This is a genomic window from Aeromonas sp. FDAARGOS 1416 (assembly GCF_019048085.1).
Taxonomy (GTDB): Bacteria; Pseudomonadota; Gammaproteobacteria; order Enterobacterales; family Aeromonadaceae; genus Aeromonas; species Aeromonas veronii.
In genome coordinates this window covers 2393062-2409798 of the sequence record NZ_CP077301.1, presented here as the reverse complement: position 1 = coordinate 2409798, position 16737 = coordinate 2393062, and the positions used below count along the sequence as shown (strand labels likewise).

Sequence of the window (16737 nt, the reverse complement as noted above, 5' to 3'; positions counted from 1 at the left end):
GATGTTGAGAACCGAGCGCCCCGGTGACATGCTGCCGGTTTATGAGCTGCTGAGTGCCGCCTTCGGTCGTTCCGATGAGGCCGAACTGGTCAACCGCCTGCGCGAATGTGGTGCTGCCGTGGTGACCATGGTCGAAGAGGAAGAGTACGAGTTCATGGGGCACCTGATGCTAAGCCCGATCACCATTAACGGCATGGAAGGGCCCTGGCTCGGTCTGGCGCCGGTCGCGGTTCATCCCGACTGGCAAGGTCAGGGTATTGGCTCTGATCTCATCCGTGAAGGGCTTGATACGGCGCTTGAGATGGACTGGAAAGGAGTGGTGGTACTCGGGGATCCGGCCTATTACAGCCGTTTCGGTTTCCGCCCGGCCAGCGAGTTTGGCCTCCACTGCATCTATGAGGTGCCTGCCGACTGCTTTATGGCAATGGAGCTACAGGAGCGCGGTTTTGCGGGTGTGCAGGGTGAGGTGCTCTATCACCCCCTGTTTGATGAACTCCCCGACGAGTTGCCGGATGCGCAGGCAGAAGCGTCCCATTTATAGCGAGACGTCGCAGCGACAAGCCATAACGAAAAAGCCCTCATCGAGGGCTTTTTCATCTTGTATTGGTCCCTGCCGGGCTTATTCGAGCAAATTGGCTCAGGCAATGATATCGAGCTGGGTGCCCTTGCGATTATCTTCGCCCACCATGTCACCCATCTGCTGGGCGAGCGGGCTCTGCTGGAATTGCATGTAGTCGCTGAGATTCTGCTGGCGCTGGTAGCGATTCGCAGCCTGATACATATCAGCCGTGCTCGGGCCCGACTTGCTGTCGCTCTCTTGACCGCTGGCCTCCAGGTAGCGCTCCACCACGGCTTTATCTTGCTGGTTGGCCGTATAAGAGACCGCCAGAGTTCTGCGAGCCGTTGCTTTCTCTTCGCTCTGCGCCTGCACTTCATTCTTCTTGGCCAGTGCTTCGTTACGGGCCTGACTGACCTGCTCGGGTGTGACAGCGGGAGAGGAGGGATATTTGCCGTAATCAGGCAGCGGCATGGGCCGGGAGGTGATTTGCATGGTGGCGCTTCTCTTTTGAACAGGGACGGACGCATCATACTCATCGATCTTAGTTCAATAAATCACCACTTGTCGGTTCATCAAGAGTGGGTTCAGTTTCGCGCATCGATTGTTAATTGAACCGTATCTGAGTGACAAAAAGGCGCCATAAGGCGCCTTTTTGTCGTTCAGTCATCGCTGGATCAGTTGAAGAACCAGTACCCGCGGTTGACCAGACGGGTCAGCAGTTGCAGGAAACCGGCCTGATCGGCCAGCTCCACCATATCGGCTTGAGTGATGATGTCTTTGTCACACAAGAGCGAAATGGCGGCAGCGTCTTCGCTCTGCAGGGTCCAGGCTTCGCCATCGATGAAGCACTGCTGGCTCTCGCCGCTAAACCAGACGGTGCGCAGACCCGGCACCTTGATGGCGGGCTCGCCCTGGGTCAGCAGGTCGGCCACTTCCTCGACGCTGTAGTCTGGCTCCACCGGATTGACGTCCAGATCGTGCTTGGCCTCGGAGATCATGGTGCCGAACCATTCCTTGAACAGGGTCTCGTCATCGAGGGCCTGTTGCATCAGCTCGCGCAGACGGTGCAGCTCGTGGGGCTGGATCTCGCCGTGACGGGCGCGGGGCTTGAGATCGGCATCGCCGTAACGCTCGGTACGCACCTCGTTGTCGATCAGGTGATCGGCAAAGGAGGAGATAAGTGCTTTGGCATCCGGCGCACGGAAGCCCACCGAGAAGTTCATGGAGGGCTCGATGGCGTAGCCTTCGTGGGGGAATCCGGGCGGAATGTAGAGGATGTCACCCGGCTCCATGATGACGTCGATGATCGCCTCGAACGGTTCGCAGTGCAGCAGTGCGGCGTGGGCGGCGAACTCGTTGAGGGGCTTGGCATCGCCAACCCGCCAGTGGCGTTTGCCCAGACCCTGGGTGATAAACACATCGTAGTTGTCGATGTGGGGGCCGACACCCGCATGGGGGGTGGAGAAGCTCACCATCACATCGTCAAAGCGCCAGCCCGGGATGAACTGGAACGGCACGGCCAGCTCGTTCACCTCTGGGGCCCAGTGGTTGCAAGCCTGTACCAGAATGGTCCAGTTCTCTTCGCCCAGATGGTCATAGGATTCGAAGGGACCGTGGGCCGCATCCCACTTGCCGTCGAAACGGGTGACGAGGCGCGACTCTACCACCTCTTCCATGGCCAGACCCGCCAGCTCGTCCGGGCTGATGGGATCCTGAAAGTCCTTGAAGCCACCCTTGATAAGGAGCGGGCGCTTCTGCCAGTAGTGCTCGAGGAAGTGAGCGATATCCAGATTGAGTTCGTACATGCTGTTTCTCGTGTCTCGCAAAGAGGTTTTGCCCAAGGCAGGCTTGGGAAAAGCCACTCGGGATCCTGCCGTGGCAGGGAAAATAACAGGGGCCCTGTTGCAGATCATGCACAGGGCCCCGGTGGTGTCGTTTATCCGCTTATTTCAGCAGATCAACCAGACGCTGGGCGTCACCGATGTAGTTGGCCGGGGTCAGCTTCTTTAGCTCAACCTTGACCGCTTCCGGCAGCGCCAGGGTGTCGATAAAGGTACGCATCCCTTCAGCATCGACGCGGCGACCACGGGTCAGCTCCTTGAGCTTCTCGTAGGGCTTCTCGATACCGTAGCGGCGCATCACGGTCTGGATCGGCTCGGCCAGCACTTCCCAGTTGGCATCCAGATCGGCGGCCATGGCGGCGTCGTTGGCTTCCAGCTTGGAGATGCCCTTGAGGGTCGCCTGATAGGCAATCAGGGAGTAACCCACCGCCACACCCAGGTTGCGCAGTACGGTCGAGTCGGTCAGATCACGCTGCCAGCGGGAGATAGGCAGCTTGCTCGCCAGATGCTGGAACACGGCGTTGGCCAGACCCAGATTGCCTTCGGAGTTCTCGAAGTCGATGGGGTTGACCTTGTGCGGCATGGTGGAGGAGCCGATTTCCCCCGCGATGGTGCGCTGCTTGAAGTGGCCTAGGGAGATGTAACCCCACACATCGCGGTCGAAGTCGATCAGGATGGTGTTGAAGCGGGCCATGGCGTCGAACAGCTCGGCGATGTAGTCGTGCGGCTCGATCTGGGTGGTGTAGGGGTTCCAGGTCAGGCCGAGGGAAGTCACAAACTCCTCGGAGAACTGGTGCCAGTCCACATTCGGGTAGGCGCTAAGGTGGGCGTTGTAGTTGCCGACCGCACCGTTGATTTTGCCGAGGATCTCCACCGCCATGATCTGCTTGAACTGGCGCTCCAGACGGTAGGCGACGTTGGCCATCTCCTTGCCCATGGTGCTCGGGGTTGCCGGCTGACCGTGGGTGCGGGAGAGCAGCGGCATGTCACGGTACTCGTGAGCCAGACGCTTGAGCTCGCTGATCAGCTTTTCGCAATAAGGCTTGATGACCTCTTCGCGAGCGGTTTTCAGCATCAGACCGTGGGAGTTGTTGTTGATGTCTTCCGAGGTACAGGCGAAGTGGATGAACTCGCTGACAGCCGCCAGCTCCGGGTTCACTTCGACTTTCTCTTTGAGGAAGTACTCCACCGCTTTCACATCATGGTTGGTGGTGCGCTCGATCTGTTTGATACGGGCGGCGTCACTCTCGTTGAAGTTGCTGACGATGCCGTCGAGCAGGGCGTTGGCGGCCGCGCTCAGGGCTGGGACTTCCGGGATCCCGGCGTGGCTGGCCAGTTTCTGCAACCAGCGAACCTCGACTTCAACGCGAAAACGCAGCAGGCCGAATTCGGAGAAGATAGGGCGCAGGGCATCGGCCTTGTCGCCATAACGACCGTCAATCGGGGAAACAGCAGTCAGCGCGGACAGCTCCATGGGGTGAACTCCTGATGATTTGTGTGGGGGATCCGTATCCACTCGCGCGTGGGGCTGAGTCGTCGTCAGGGCGGAGGTGCGGCTGTTCACCCTGATGTCGACCTCGGTTGCCCGCGCGCGAGCCGATGATTAGTAACGTTTGGCCAGTTCCACCATCTTCTTGCGAGCGAAGATGATCTGGGTGCGGCTGCCACCGAGCTGACGCCACAGCACGCAGGCACGAATGCCAGCCAGCAGCAGGGCGCGCACTTTGTGCTGCACCAGCGGTTGCTGCAGGAACAGCGGGGTGCCTGCCACCTGAATGCGCGGCCCGATGGGGCTGATAAGATCGCTGTAGATGCTCGCCATGTTGGCCAAAATCTGCTCGTCGAGCAGATCGAAGTGCTGTTGCTGGCGACCAATCTGGCTGATCCGCTCACCCAGCATATTGAGAATGTCCTTGCGCTTGGCCAGCTTGCGCTCCAGTGCAATCAGGCTCACCACGTAGCGGGTCAGCTCGGCATTCTTCTGGCTGCCGTCGGCACCCAGCTGCTCGACCAGCGCACGGTAGCCGTCGCGTATGGCCAGATGGGTGTTGTTGAACACCTCGAGCGGCTGGCTCGGGTTGGTCACCAGAATGCTGGAGAGGCTCTCGCGCAGGGCCGCCTCGTCACAGCTGCCGTCTCGGGCCACCTTCTGCACCAGATACGCGGCCTGGCAGATGCCGGCAAAGGCCATTGTTCTGTCTTGGAATTTATCGCTCACGTCTGCTGCCTTCTGTTAAGGATTCAAACCGGATGGCTGAAACGTTGTTCGATGATGCCGCCGCCCAGACACACTTCCCCGTCGTAGAAGACGGCGGACTGGCCCGGGGTCACTGCAGCCTGCTTCTCGTCGAAGATGACCCGGATGGTCTCGTCGTCGATGGGCTGGATCAGGCAGGGGATATCCTGCTGGCGGTAGCGGGTCTTGACGGTGCAGCGACGCGGCTCGCGGATCGGGGTGCGATCCACCCAGTGCAGCTGGCTGGCGATGAGGCCATCGGAGTAGAGGCGGGGATGCTCGCCCTGCGCCACCACAAGCACGTTGCGTTCGACCTCTTTGTCGACCACATACCAGGCCTCTTCGGTGGCATCTTTGCGACCACCGATACCGAGCCCCTTGCGCTGGCCCAGGGTGTGATACATCAGACCCTGATGCTCGCCGATCACCTTGCCATCCACGGTCTCGATTTTACCGGGCTGGGCGGGCAGGAACTTGGCCAGGAAGTCCTTGAACTTGCGCTCGCCGATAAAGCAGATACCGGTGGAGTCTTTCTTCTTGGCGGTGATGAGATCCAGCTGCTCGGCGATGCGGCGCACCTCCGGCTTCTCCAGATCGCCAACCGGGAACAGGCTCTGACCCACTTGCTTCTCGCTCAGGGTATAGAGGAAGTAGCTCTGATCCTTGTTGGTATCGAGACCGCGCAGCAGGCGCGGGCGGCCGGTGCTGTCGTCACGGCGCACATAGTGGCCGGTGGCGATGTAGGTGGCACCCAGCTCTTCGGCGGCAAATTCGAGGAACGCCTTGAACTTGATCTCCTTGTTGCACAGGATATCCGGGTTCGGCGTGCGGCCAGCCTTGTACTCTTCGAGGAAGTGCTCGAACACATTGTCCCAGTACTCGGCCGCGAAGTTGATGGTGTGGAGTTTCATCCCCAGCTTGTCGCAGACGGCCTTGGCATCAGCCAAATCCTGGGCGGCAGAGCAGTACTCGTCCGTGTCGTCTTCTTCCCAGTTCTTCATGAACAAGCCTTCGACCTGATAGCCCTGCTGCTGGAGCAGGTAGGCCGAGACGGAAGAATCCACGCCGCCGGACATGCCGACGATCACCTTGATTTGGCTGTTGTCTGTCATTAGTCGAAGTTACCAGTTCGTTTAAACGGGGCGTATTCTACCAGAGTTTTGCGCCCCCGGTCACATATCCATGCCGCAGTTCCCATCAGGAGCCTGATAGCAGGAAATCGTTTTTCTGTTTGTCAGCACCATGATGAAAAAATGGTGCCAAACGATATCGGATAGCCTGTTCACGATCTGTCACGAGAGGCCGTCAGCAAGGTAAAGAGCAGCGCAGGAACCGGAGCGTATGTATATACGTGAGCTTTCCTGATTGCAAACAAGCGAGCAGCACATGAGCCTTGATCACGGCCTCGCAGTAAGAGCGTGGACAGGTTCTCAAATAAAGGCCTTGAGTGCCGACAGCGGCAGCCGTGTCCCCACCAGATAATCCTGAATGCATTGCCATACCAGGGGGCTGCGCAGAGCCGGTTTGCATTCTGCTATTTCTTCCAGCGTAAGCCAGTGACAAGCCAGCACATCGCCGTCAGGATCCTCTGGATGGTGCTGGCCGGGCGCTTTTTCAAGGTCGAAGATGATGGCGGTGCGCACATAGGTGGCCTCGCTGTCGGCCGGTTTGAACAGATAGGTGCCAAGCCAGGCGGTCGGCGTGGCGGTCAGCCCCGTCTCCTCTTTGAGCTCGCGGCAAGCCGCTTCGAGCAGGTTTTCCCCCGGCTCCACATGGCCGGCGGGCTGGTTGAAGCGGCGCTGGCCTTTAATCTCCTCTTCCACTACCAGAAAGCGTCCCTGCCACTGCACCAGGGCTGCTACCGTCAGGCGCGCCTCCATGCGGGCGTGGCTGGTGGCCGATTGCTCTGCCTGATTGCTCATCATGACTCCTTGTCGCTGCTATTGGGATTGCCCGTACGGGCGGGTCTGCGTGCTGTTCCTCGCCCGCTGCTGCGGGGTTTGCCGCGGGTCGGGTTCGTGGCTGCGCGCTCGGTTGGGTGAGTGCTGCGGGGGCGTTCGTCCCGTCTCGGCTGGGCTGGCCCGCCGTGGTGCCTCCCCTGCCGGTTTGGCCGGTTTGGCCGGTTTGGCGGTATGAGCGCCTGAACGGGATGAGGAGGGACGCGGGCGGCTGTTGGAGCTCGGCGCCAGCTCGGGAGCGGGCAGGGCGCGGCTCTCGCCGGGGGCCAGTCCATCGAGGGTCCAGTCACCGATGGCATAGCGAATAAGGCGCAGGGTGGGGTGGCCGATATGGGCGGTCATCCGCCGTACCTGGCGGTTGCGCCCCTCGATAATCTTGATCTCCAGCCAGCTGGTGGGGATCTCCTTGCGCTCGCGGATCGGCGGATTGCGCGGCCACACCGCAGGTTCATCCATGATGCGGGCCCCGGCAGGCAGGGTCATGCCGTCGTTGAGCTCCACACCGGCGCGCAGGGCGGCCAGTTGCTCCTCGCTCGGGATGCCTTCTACCTGCACCCAGTAGGTCTTGGGGGTCTTCTCCCCCGGCTGGGTGAGGCGCGCCTGCAGCTTGCCGTCGTTGGTGAGTAGCAACAGTCCCTCGCTGTCGCGATCGAGCCGCCCTGCGGCATAGATGCCGGGCTCTTTGATGTAATCCTTGAGGGTCTCGCGGCCCGCCTCGTCGGTGAACTGGCAGAGCACCATGTAGGGCTTGTTCAGCAGGAGCAATTTGCGATCCGCTGGGGCCAGCTCCGGTTTGCGGGGGGATGCATGGCGGGGTGCGGCTGGTTTGGCCGCCGTGCGCGGGGCGTTATCGAGCGGCGCACGGCTGACAGAGAGACGGGAGCGGGGAGATTTCATCGGATACACACTTCAGACAGACGATGGCAGCGAGTGTACCACAGGGTGCTGAGGGCAGGATGAATGGCTGGCGTTACAGCAAGCAGCGCCCAGAGCCAATTCGCCTAGCTCAGCAGGCTCTCGATCACGATAGCCTGACGGGCGGGGGTCGAGCCCGCCAACAGCAGGGCGTGGCTGACGACATCGTCGATCATCGCCTGTGCCAGTCGGGTAAGGGGGCGCAGGGTCTCCCGTCCGCTACCAATCGGCACCGCCAGCAGAATAATGGTCTGCACCGGCCCGATTTGAGAGCCCCACTCAATGGGCTCCTTGCAATTGAGCAGGGTCAGCGCTGGCTGGCTGATCCCTTCACTCAATACATGGGGCATGGCAAGGCCGGGGCGGATGATGGTGGCCGAGACCTGCTCGCGCCGACTGATCGCCTCCTCCAGCGCGGCTCTGTTGCTGACCAGCTCGGCGGGGAGCAGATCGATTAGATGCTCGAGGGCCTCGGCTTTGGTCAGCGGTTCGGGGCTGTGGGCCAGCTGGCGCAGGGCAAAATGGTAGTCGGGCAGCGCGTTGGCCAGTCGCAACTCCGCCAGTGCGGCGGTGCGCGGGCGCACCAGTGGTTGACCCAGTTCCCCGCACCAGCAGGTGAAGGCCATGTGGGCCAGCTCGGCATCGCACCCTTCAATTTGCAACTGGCAGAGATCGCCGGGCTGGGTGGCGAGGGTCAACAGGGAGAGCTGGTTGCTGGCGGCAACGGTCTGGCGCCGGGTGAGGTTGGCACAGCGGATGGTGGATTTGAACATCCCCGCCAGCCGGTTCAACTGCTTGGCCTGGGTGATGCTCAACCCCTGCTGGCAGTAGAAGGTGATCTCGCGGGTCAGCATCAGACCGGGATCGGCAGGGCCTTGAGTACGGCGTTGGCATCCAGCAGCACGGTTTCCAGTCTCACCTGATGGATGGTGCAGCCGAGGAAGCGCTCTTTCTGCTCAATCTCGATATCGGAGGCAATCAGCACCAGGTCGGCGCTGGCAATATCGCGGGCGGTCAGCATGTTCTCCATGCCCATGGCGCCCTGAGTCTCGACCTTGATCTTGAGTCCCTGCCCAGTGGCGGCTTTTTGCAGGGCATCGGCAGCCATATAGGTATGGGCAATACCGGTCGGGCAAGCGGTGACGGCAACGATCTTCATCTGCTCTCTGTGATGCTGACAAGGGGGAGCAACAAGATAGCGCCAGTGGGGGGCTTTTACCAAAAGTCCATATGAAAAGTGGGATCTTGATGGGGATATGCCTGCCCCTTGAACGGCAGTGCAGGTTCATGCCGGGCCAGTCGGGTGTCTAGTTGCTTCAAACAACAAGGGCCACCCCGGTGGGTGGCCCTGAACAATCTGCGTCTGTTGTTATGGCTATCAGGCGGTCTGGGCGGCCAGTTCGGCGGCTTTCAGTTCGCGCTTGATGCGGCGGATCTTGCGCTCTTCGGCGACCGCGACACAACCCATCAGTACCAGACAGGCGGCGGCTGCGATATCCAGCGCGGCGAAGGTGCCGGTCCAGCCGGTCAAGCCAAAGATGGGGGTGCCATCAGCGATCATGCCCAGACCCAGTTTGGCGAAGCTGTCACCGATGAGGTAGGCAAAGGTGCCCTTGACGCCATCGGCCACGCTGATGCCCTGCTTGGGGACGAAGCCCACGGCGGCGACGCCGATCAGCAGTTGCGGACCAAACACCAGGAAGCCCAGGGTGAACAGGGAGCCCAGGAACATAAACTGGGTGGTCGCATGCTGGTAGAGACCCAGGGTGGCGATAATCAGCGCCAGCGCCACGCAGGCAACCAGACCACGACGACCGTTGGCCAGATCGGAGAGGTAACCCCACATCAGGGTGCCGACCAATGCGCCCACTTCGAAGAAGGTAAAGCCCTGAATAGCCACGTCTTTGGAGAAGCCAAGCTCCTGGTGGGCATAGACGGTAGACCACTGGTCGATACCGATACGCACCACGTAGAGGAAGATGTTGGCAAAGCAGAGCAGCCAGATCACCTTGTTCAGCAACACGTACTTCACGAAGATCTGCCACTTGGTCAGCTGCTGCTCTTCGGTAGCGATATCCTCTTCGCTCGCCACTTCGTCAAACAGCTCTTCCACCTTGCCAAGGCCATAGGCTTCCGGCGAATCGCTACCAAAGCGCAGGCCGATAAAACCGACGATCAGCGCGATGATGGAGGGGAAGATAAACATGCCGAGCACGTTGCCATCGAACAGGTAGTTGGCACCGAACAGCGCCACTCCGGCCGCACCGGCACCGCCCACGTTGTGAGAGAGGTTCCACATACCCAGATAGGTGCCGCGCTTGTTGCGAGGGGTCCACTTGGTGATGGTGGAGTAACTGCAGGAGCCACCACAGCTCTGGAAGAAACCGCTCAGGGCGTAGAAGAAGATCATGAAGTAGAGGCTGAAACCGGTGCCGCCCATGCTGGCACTGAAGCCCAGCATGCAGAGCGCGGAGAGGATCAGCATCAGCGGCAGGAACTGCTTGGTGTTCTTGCCATCGGCGTAGTAGGAGACGATGGTCTTGCCCACCCCGTAGGTGATGGAGAAGCCAAGGCCGATCATGCCAAGCTCGGTCATGGAGAGACCGTACTCCTGGATCATGTCATTTTGCGCAATGTTGAAGTTCTTGCGGATCAGATACATGGTCAAATAGCCAATAAATACAACCAGATAAGATTGCATAAACGGCTTGAACCAGAGCTTGCGCCGGGCTTCGACCGGCAGGTCCAGGGTGGGGATCCTGACCTGTTGGAGCAATTTCAACATCTTCGTTCATCCTCTGCGAGATAGACGGTATTTCCGCCGCGCCCCTCATTTGTAGATAGGTTGTTCGAGGTCACGCCACGGAAGGGGGAACGGAACGTCGGGGCTGTCAGCCGTTGCTGCGCTCGACGCTCCATCCATATAAACCCGGGCCCGGCACGGGATGACGGGGCGCATTGCCCGTCGCGGTGCGGGTCACGACATCAGGTGGGGTGACTCTAATAAGAGGGGCAAAAAATGGCTTGAGAGCCATCCCTAGCGGGACTAGGAAATTTTCCTAGTTTTTGCGCTTTCGCGGACAAAGCGTGAGAAACATCACACCGCTGACGCCGGATTGCTGCCATTTCAGCCAGTTTGGCGCTTTGTGCGAGGGCTGGGCTGGTGGGATGGATAGGCCAGAAGGGAGCAAGGGAAAGGCAAGGAGAGAGGTGAAGGGAGAGATGAGGGAAGAGTGCTTATCGACCACTATTTCTCGGGGGGAGATATTGGGAAATACGGCCCGCCAGCCATCCCCAAAAAACAAGAGGCCACCCCGTGGGGTGGCCTCTTTTATGGTTTAGGAGCCTCGATGGTGAGGGGGGACTCAGGCCGCCTTGGCCAGGGTTACCTCGTCACTCTTTTTTACCCGCAGCTTTTTCAGGGCAACCGCGACCACGCCGGTGACGATGGCACCGCAGATCATGCAGAGCAGGGCCAGCAGCGGCTTGTTGACCGCCCCCAGCAGGGCCACGATGGGGCCACCGTGGGCAACACTGTTGGTGATGCCGAACAGGAAGGCCATCACAGCGGCGGTCATGCTGCCCAGCACGTTGGCCGGAATCACGGCCAGCGGGTCACGGGCGGCGAACGGAATCGCCCCTTCGGAGATACCCACCAGACCCATGGCACCGGCGGCTTTGCCTGCTTCGATCTCGGACTCGTCAAAGATGCCGAGCTTGCGACCGAGCACGGTAGCCAGCGACATGCCAAGGGGCGCAGCCGGGATGGCGCAGGCCATGGCACCCATAAACTGGGTCTGACCGGAGGCGATCATGCCGACGGAGAAGAGGAAGGCCACCTTGTTGACCGGGCCACCCATATCAAAACCAGCCATACCACCCAGCACGATACCCAGCAGCACCAGACTGCCACCGCTCATGGAGAGCAGCATGGCGTTGAGGCCGGTCATCATGTCGGCAATCGGGGCGCCGATGATGAAGATAAAGACCGCAGCGATAAAGAGCGACCCGATGATGGGGGCGATCAGGATCGGCACTAGCGGTTGCACCATCTTGTGGTACTGACGGGTGGCAATCCAGCGCACCAGATAACCGACCAACAGGCCCGCGATGATGGCACCGATAAAGCCGGTCCCGGCATCAGCGCCGTAGAAGCTGCCGTTGTTGGCGATCCAGCCGCCGATAAAGCCCGGCGCCAGTGCCGGACGGTCACCGATGGCGTAGGCGATATAGCCCGCCAGAATGGGGATCATCAGGGTGAAGGCGGCCACGCCCACGTTGAGGATCTGGTTCCACATGCTCCCTTCCGGGATCTGCATGCCGCTCGGAGTCGGGTTGCCGCCGATGGCCAGTGACAGGGCGATAAGCAGACCACCGGTCACCACGAACGGGATCATGTGCGATACGCCGTTCATCAGGTAGCGATAGAGATCCGAGCTGCCGCCGCTGGCGCGCTTCTCGTCACCCTTCTTCTCATCCTTGTCAGCCACATAGGCGGGGGCTTTCAGCGCCTGCTCAATCAGACCCTTGCCATCCTTGATGGGGGCTTTTACGCCGGTCTTGATGAGCGGCTTGCCAGCGAAGCGGGCCATGTCCACCTGCTTGTCACAGGCGACCACGATGGCGGTGGCGCGGGCAATCTCGTCTGCGGTCGGGCTGTTCTTGACACCGATGGAGCCGTTGGTCTCCACCTTCACCTCATAACCCAGCTCCTTGGCGGCGCGCTCCAGCGACTCGGCCGCCAGATAGGTGTGGGCGATACCGGCCGGGCAGCCGGTGACACCGATAATAAAGCCTTTGCTGGTGGTCGGGGCCGCGCTCTGCTCCTCTTTCTTGGTCAGCAGCAGCGCCAGCGCATCGGCCGGGGTTTTTGCCGCCAGCAGTTTGGCGATAAAGCCCTCTTCGATCAGCTTGCCGGAGAGCTCGGCCAGCACCTCGATATGGTGGTTGGCGCCGCCATCGGGGGAGGCGATCATAAAGAAAATATGGGACGGCTTGCCATCTTCGGCGCCGTAGTCGATGCCGTTGCGGCTGATGCCGATGGCGACCGCCGGGTTGCATACCGCTGCACTCTTGGCGTGGGGCAGGGCCACGCCCTCTTCAAAGCCGGTGTTGCCCAGCTCTTCGCGGGCCCACAGATCCTTGATAAAGGCCTGCTCGTCGCTGACCTTGCCTTGCGACGCCAGCAGGCGGGCCATCTCGGTGAAGACCTCTTCCTTACGCGTCGCTTTCAAATCGAGATTGATCAGATGTTCATTGATCAAGGTGGTGATCATGGCGCTCTCCCCGCTTCCGGTGACGGAAGCTATGCGTGAGTACGTATCGACGTACTGGATAAAAATGACCTGTTCATTATCGTGGCTCGCTCGCCCCATCCCTATCGGACAAATGTGCTAATCACTGGATTTTTGTGCGCACTAAAACGCGATGTGATGAAGATCCCATTTTCAGGCAGGACTCACCATTTTCAGGTTATTGCTAATTTTGTCTTTAAAAACAAATAAATGGATTGTGGTTGGTCTCGTAGCCAGGTTTGTAATGCGTCATGTCAATAAATTAATCACCAGCAGGGTCTGGATTTATATGTGGTTTTAAGGCGTTATCAGATGTGACCCTTCTCACAAAAAGTCGCCATTTCGTCGGGCGGATTAGGATTTTTATGCGCCTGATGGCGGAGGCCAATCGAATTGGCTGGGCGAGCGCAGAGGGGCGTTGTTTGGGAAGAAAGTGTGGTGGCAAGAGAGGGATGGCCGAAAAGAGAGAGGTGATAACACGAACGTTCGAATACGCTGCGCTATTCGAACCTGCGGATTACACCATATGCGCCACCGACCCCAGCCAGTTGGGAACTTGTTGCCGATACCACTCCAGATATTGCTGTGCCTGCGGCTTCTCTCTTCTGGTCAGCAGATTGGTGACCTCAATAATCAGCCAGCACTTGGCCATGACGAGATGGCGGAGCAACCGGTCGCCAGAGAGCAGCGAACTGTGGCGCAGATAGCGTTCAATGATGGTTTCATATTCAGCCAGCGAACCCATCCGCGGCACCAGCGGGGCCAGATCGATGGCCGGACTACCATAACCAAATCGCTCCCAGTCAAACAACACCAGCTCACCATTGTCGCGGGTGCCCCAGTTTCCCTCGTTGCTATCTCCCGAAATCAGGTATGACTCCTCGAATAGTTCGTGACCAAGTTGCTGGATATGGTGGATCTTCTCGTTTACCGCTTCCGGCAGGCAGAGTACAGAGAGCGCCTCGTTGGTGTCGACGAGCGACCAGCCGTGAGTTTTCACCGCAAAGTCGGGCTGATAGTTGGCGTTATGCAGGCTGGCCAGCTGAGCAAAGGTCTGTTCGTTGTGGTGCAGCTGCGTGAGCGTGACCGGATGAGGGATCTGCTCAAGGAACAGGGTCTCCCCTTCGACCTTGAGCAGGGCAGGAGTATTGAGCCCGCTCAAATGCAGTGCGGCGCGTTGGTAGAAATGGCGCTCGACAGGCGATGCGCCGCTTTTTCTGATACAGGGCTTGCCATCCAGCAGCTGGATATTTACCGAAGCGCCCCCCATTTTCGCCAGCTCCTGTTGCGTCATCCTCTACCCCGTTAGCTATGAGTGGTCAGTTGCGTGAGATAGCTATTTACCTCTGTGCGAGTCGTGAAACGGTGCTTGTCGTTTGGGAATCGATCAAACAGCTCTTGATGGAATTGGCGGGAGCTTTTGCCGGCTCGCTGCCCATATTCCGATGCCCACACCAGCAGTTGTTGAAAGTTATCTTCGGCTGCCACTGCATCCCCTTGCCTGGCGCTTTGTGATCCGCGCGATAGCAGTGAATCACGGCATACTGACCAGTCGAGATCCAGAAAAAGCAGGGTATCGGCGGCATCAATCAGTTGCTCGGCCAGGGCACCAAATACCCCTTCAACCACCCATGAGGGCTCTTGAGCAAGGGTTTGAATGGCATGATCAATCTCATGCTGGGGCCGTTTTTGGTTAAAGCCGCCCGGTTGCCAGACAATGGTGTCCAGATTGACCTCGCGGATAGTTAACTGCTCAGCCAATCGAGCAGCCAACCAGCTCTTGCCCGACCCCGAGTTGCCAATAATCAGAATTCGTTTCATCTATGAGTGCTCTTTTCTGGAACAGATATTTGGAGGCTGGAAAGTAGAGGTGATAACGCCAATGTCCGAATACGCTTCGCTATTCGAACCTACGGGCTGTACAGTTAATGTCATCATTTCATTTTTCGTTTATGACTAAGAAATTTCAAACGATAAAATCCAATTGATGAAGTTTGAAATTTGTTGGAAGGTAACTGCCAGCCATATTTGTATGATTGCTAGAATGGCGACGAACCAAGACATTCTCTTTTGATATGATAAATTTGCAGATTGTACTTTTTCATTGGATGCTTGCTTTTTTAATTCTAGGTTTGCCTTGATTTTACGAACATTATTCAAGTATGAATTAGCCTTTTTAAAAAACAGATCATAGTCCAACGTGTCATCATCCTTGTAATGCATGAAATCAAGTTTTGTTGCGATTATAGCAGTAAGTAACTCCTCTATCTTCAATACTTCAACGTATGAATCATAAATGTGATTGTAGCTTTTATCAGGGCTTTCATTATAGGTGTCTATAATTGACTGGCAATATTTTTGATCAAGACGGTTAAATCTGGCATCGCAAATATGTAAGAATTGATAGATGTGATGCGAGTTGATTGGTGAAAATAAACGAACTGAGAAGTCATTGAGTCGGTGTTCATCTATTTCTTCAGATGTTTGGGATGCAATATATAGATGAGATATTTTAGGAGGGATTGATCTTGGCCTAAAATAACGAAGGGAGAATAAGCATCTTTTTAAATCATCACTTTTAAATGATAAGTTAAAGCTATCGAAACTCTTAATAAAGTGTGTGTCACAGTTATCATTATATATTTCTTTTGGAGGTGGTGCTTTTTCAATAAAGTATGGATTTATATCATCTATATGGATATCCATTGTATATACAGGTACTTCGGTTTGACTTATACCAAAAAACTTGTACAACTTGCTTTCTGCCAATTGCGTTTCTTTATGTAAAAATTCAAGTCTTGATGATAAACGTTCTTCAGATAAGCTGAATCGATCTGATACGGTTGAAGCTACGAATTGTGCGCTAAATGGGTTACAGCTTAAATATTGTATCTGCTCGGGTTCAATATCTGTCACATTAATGTCTTTTAATAATTCTGTAGCTTTGTCGGATAATATCCAGTACAGAGCCAAAAAGGCTAAGCCTCCATCTATATGAATTATTTGTATCGAGCAAGCTTCTATGTAATCACTTTGATGATGAATATATCCATCAACATGATATCTTTTTGATGTGCTTCCGATTTTAAAAAAAACTACATTTAAAAAACTATTGTTAAGCATGGAGTTCTTGGCGTAGGAGTCATCTAAGTAATTGTTTTTAACTTTCCAATATTTTAATTTTATTGCGTTATCTTGAGTGATGGAACAAAAGCTACTGATGGCTTTTGCTTTCCATTTTAGTTGTGGGTTGAGTAGACTGTAATGAGTGATTATGTTGTTTGTTTTACGTTCTTTATTATGTGCGTGATATTCTTTTGTTTCGTAGTAGAACTTGCTGGCAAGATTCATTTTTTTGCTAAAAAACACAGGCGCGATCTTGATCATTCCGCATATGACAGCTGTCATGAAATTGGTATAGCTACCCACTAACCATCTCCTATTTTTAATATGAAATATAAAAATATAGTCTTTAGATATATTTTTATATAGGTTTTAAGTGCTGGAATGTTATTCAGGAATTTTAGCAATATAGTTTTTATAAGGTTTACAGTAGACTTGAAACTACTATTACAGGGCTTGAAAATGGGAGTGGAGCCGAAGGCGTAACGGACTAACTACACGAGAAAGCCCGTAGGTTCGATTAGCGCAACATAATCGGACGTTCGCGATGTTTTTAAATATCTCGCTTGTGGGGCTTCGCTCTGCGCCAACCTACAAAACCCACGCTACCGCCCGTGGATTACAGCCTCCAGCCTGCTGCTGTTATCCGGCGATGTGGTGGTTGGCGCAACGGCTGCACAGGGTTATCTCTGCAAGAGTGGTTGCCAAGTGGGGCATATTAATTGAGAGAGGGGTAGGGGGAAACCGCAGTCGGGCAAAAACCTGCCAGAGATCAATAAATTACTTATTAAGTGGCTGCTATTCGCCCACT

At 56.7% G+C, this 16737-nt stretch carries 15 protein-coding genes; 1 reads left to right on the top strand and 14 read right to left on the bottom strand.

The window, feature by feature from the left end; all coding sequences use genetic code 11:
- Nucleotide 1 precedes the first annotated feature (1 nt).
- Entirely contained in the window at nucleotides 2-541 is a 540-nt protein-coding gene (locus tag I6L46_RS10640; protein WP_159164073.1) for a GNAT family N-acetyltransferase, read from the top strand.
- A gap of 96 nt (nucleotides 542-637) precedes the next feature.
- Here the strand turns inward: I6L46_RS10640 and I6L46_RS10635 are convergent, their stop codons facing one another.
- From I6L46_RS10635 to I6L46_RS10570, 14 genes are all read right to left on the bottom strand, one after another.
- Nucleotides 638-1051 carry a hypothetical protein gene (locus tag I6L46_RS10635; protein ID WP_216975407.1) on the bottom strand — a complete coding sequence of 138 codons (414 nt, stop codon included), beginning with the start codon at nucleotides 1049-1051 and terminating at the stop codon, nucleotides 638-640.
- Nucleotides 1052-1233: 182 nt separating this feature from the next.
- Entirely contained in the window at nucleotides 1234-2364 is a 1131-nt protein-coding gene (locus tag I6L46_RS10630) for a cupin domain-containing protein (RefSeq protein ID WP_204481236.1), read from the bottom strand.
- A 139-nt stretch (nucleotides 2365-2503) separates the two neighbouring features.
- On the bottom strand, nucleotides 2504-3874 hold the full coding sequence (gene purB / locus I6L46_RS10625; protein ID WP_216975405.1) for an adenylosuccinate lyase: 1371 nt from the start codon (nucleotides 3872-3874) through the stop codon (nucleotides 2504-2506).
- Nucleotides 3875-4003: 129 nt separating this feature from the next.
- Nucleotides 4004-4618 carry a high frequency lysogenization protein HflD gene (hflD, locus tag I6L46_RS10620; RefSeq protein ID WP_005334622.1) on the bottom strand — a complete coding sequence of 205 codons (615 nt, stop codon included), beginning with the start codon at nucleotides 4616-4618 and terminating at the stop codon, nucleotides 4004-4006.
- Nucleotides 4619-4641: 23 nt separating this feature from the next.
- Nucleotides 4642-5748, bottom strand: a complete 1107-nt coding sequence (mnmA, locus tag I6L46_RS10615) for a tRNA 2-thiouridine(34) synthase MnmA (protein WP_005353619.1) — start codon at nucleotides 5746-5748, stop codon at nucleotides 4642-4644.
- Nucleotides 5749-6066: 318 nt separating this feature from the next.
- On the bottom strand, nucleotides 6067-6558 hold the full coding sequence (locus tag I6L46_RS10610; RefSeq protein WP_216975403.1) for an NUDIX hydrolase: 492 nt from the start codon (nucleotides 6556-6558) through the stop codon (nucleotides 6067-6069).
- Between the two features lie 18 nt (nucleotides 6559-6576).
- Nucleotides 6577-7491, bottom strand: a complete 915-nt coding sequence (gene rluE / locus I6L46_RS10605; RefSeq protein ID WP_254203094.1) for a 23S rRNA pseudouridine(2457) synthase RluE — start codon at nucleotides 7489-7491, stop codon at nucleotides 6577-6579.
- Between the two features lie 104 nt (nucleotides 7492-7595).
- A complete protein-coding gene (locus I6L46_RS10600) occupies nucleotides 7596-8363 on the bottom strand; it encodes a PTS sugar transporter subunit IIA (protein ID WP_216975401.1) in 768 nt (255 codons plus the stop codon).
- Nucleotides 8363-8668, bottom strand: a complete 306-nt coding sequence (locus I6L46_RS10595; protein ID WP_216975399.1) for a PTS fructose transporter subunit IIB — start codon at nucleotides 8666-8668, stop codon at nucleotides 8363-8365. Before I6L46_RS10595 ends, I6L46_RS10600 begins: the two co-directional genes overlap by 1 nt.
- Nucleotides 8669-8887: 219 nt before the next feature.
- Nucleotides 8888-10294: a hexose-6-phosphate:phosphate antiporter gene (gene uhpT, locus I6L46_RS10590; protein ID WP_216975397.1), complete on the bottom strand. Its 1407-nt coding sequence runs from the start codon at nucleotides 10292-10294 to the stop codon at nucleotides 8888-8890.
- A 580-nt stretch (nucleotides 10295-10874) separates the two neighbouring features.
- The gene (locus I6L46_RS10585; protein ID WP_216975395.1) at nucleotides 10875-12785 is read right to left on the bottom strand and encodes a fructose-specific PTS transporter subunit EIIC; all 1911 of its coding nucleotides are present in this window, start codon (nucleotides 12783-12785) and stop codon (nucleotides 10875-10877) included.
- 535 nt (nucleotides 12786-13320) lie between these two features.
- Nucleotides 13321-14097: a phosphotransferase family protein gene (locus I6L46_RS10580; protein ID WP_254203093.1), complete on the bottom strand. Its 777-nt coding sequence runs from the start codon at nucleotides 14095-14097 to the stop codon at nucleotides 13321-13323.
- A gap of 11 nt (nucleotides 14098-14108) precedes the next feature.
- Complete coding sequence (locus tag I6L46_RS10575) at nucleotides 14109-14624, bottom strand: AAA family ATPase (RefSeq protein WP_216975393.1); 516 nt, start codon at nucleotides 14622-14624, stop codon at nucleotides 14109-14111.
- Between the two features lie 135 nt (nucleotides 14625-14759).
- Nucleotides 14760-16232 carry a hypothetical protein gene (locus tag I6L46_RS10570; RefSeq protein ID WP_216975392.1) on the bottom strand — a complete coding sequence of 491 codons (1473 nt, stop codon included), beginning with the start codon at nucleotides 16230-16232 and terminating at the stop codon, nucleotides 14760-14762.
- Between the last annotated feature and the right edge of the window lie 505 nt (nucleotides 16233-16737).

Bases quoted from the DNA above. Each gene is read 5' to 3' on its own strand.
- I6L46_RS10640 (WP_159164073.1), top strand. From the start codon at position 2: ATGTTGAGAACCGAGCGCCCCGGTGACATGCTGCCGGTTTATGAGCTG.
- I6L46_RS10635 (WP_216975407.1), bottom strand. From the start codon at position 1,051: ATGCAAATCACCTCCCGGCCCATGCCGCTGCCTGATTACGGCAAATAT.
- I6L46_RS10630 (WP_204481236.1), bottom strand. From the start codon at position 2,364: ATGTACGAACTCAATCTGGATATCGCTCACTTCCTCGAGCACTACTGG.
- purB (WP_216975405.1), bottom strand. From the start codon at position 3,874: ATGGAGCTGTCCGCGCTGACTGCTGTTTCCCCGATTGACGGTCGTTAT.
- mnmA (WP_005353619.1), bottom strand. From the start codon at position 5,748: ATGACAGACAACAGCCAAATCAAGGTGATCGTCGGCATGTCCGGCGGC.
- I6L46_RS10610 (WP_216975403.1), bottom strand. From the start codon at position 6,558: ATGAGCAATCAGGCAGAGCAATCGGCCACCAGCCACGCCCGCATGGAG.
- rluE (WP_254203094.1), bottom strand. From the start codon at position 7,491: ATGAAATCTCCCCGCTCCCGTCTCTCTGTCAGCCGTGCGCCGCTCGAT.
- I6L46_RS10600 (WP_216975401.1), bottom strand. From the start codon at position 8,363: ATGCTGACCCGCGAGATCACCTTCTACTGCCAGCAGGGGTTGAGCATC.
- I6L46_RS10595 (WP_216975399.1), bottom strand. From the start codon at position 8,668: ATGAAGATCGTTGCCGTCACCGCTTGCCCGACCGGTATTGCCCATACC.
- uhpT (WP_216975397.1), bottom strand. From the start codon at position 10,294: ATGTTGAAATTGCTCCAACAGGTCAGGATCCCCACCCTGGACCTGCCG.
- I6L46_RS10585 (WP_216975395.1), bottom strand. From the start codon at position 12,785: ATGATCACCACCTTGATCAATGAACATCTGATCAATCTCGATTTGAAA.
- I6L46_RS10580 (WP_254203093.1), bottom strand. From the start codon at position 14,097: ATGACGCAACAGGAGCTGGCGAAAATGGGGGGCGCTTCGGTAAATATC.
- I6L46_RS10575 (WP_216975393.1), bottom strand. From the start codon at position 14,624: ATGAAACGAATTCTGATTATTGGCAACTCGGGGTCGGGCAAGAGCTGG.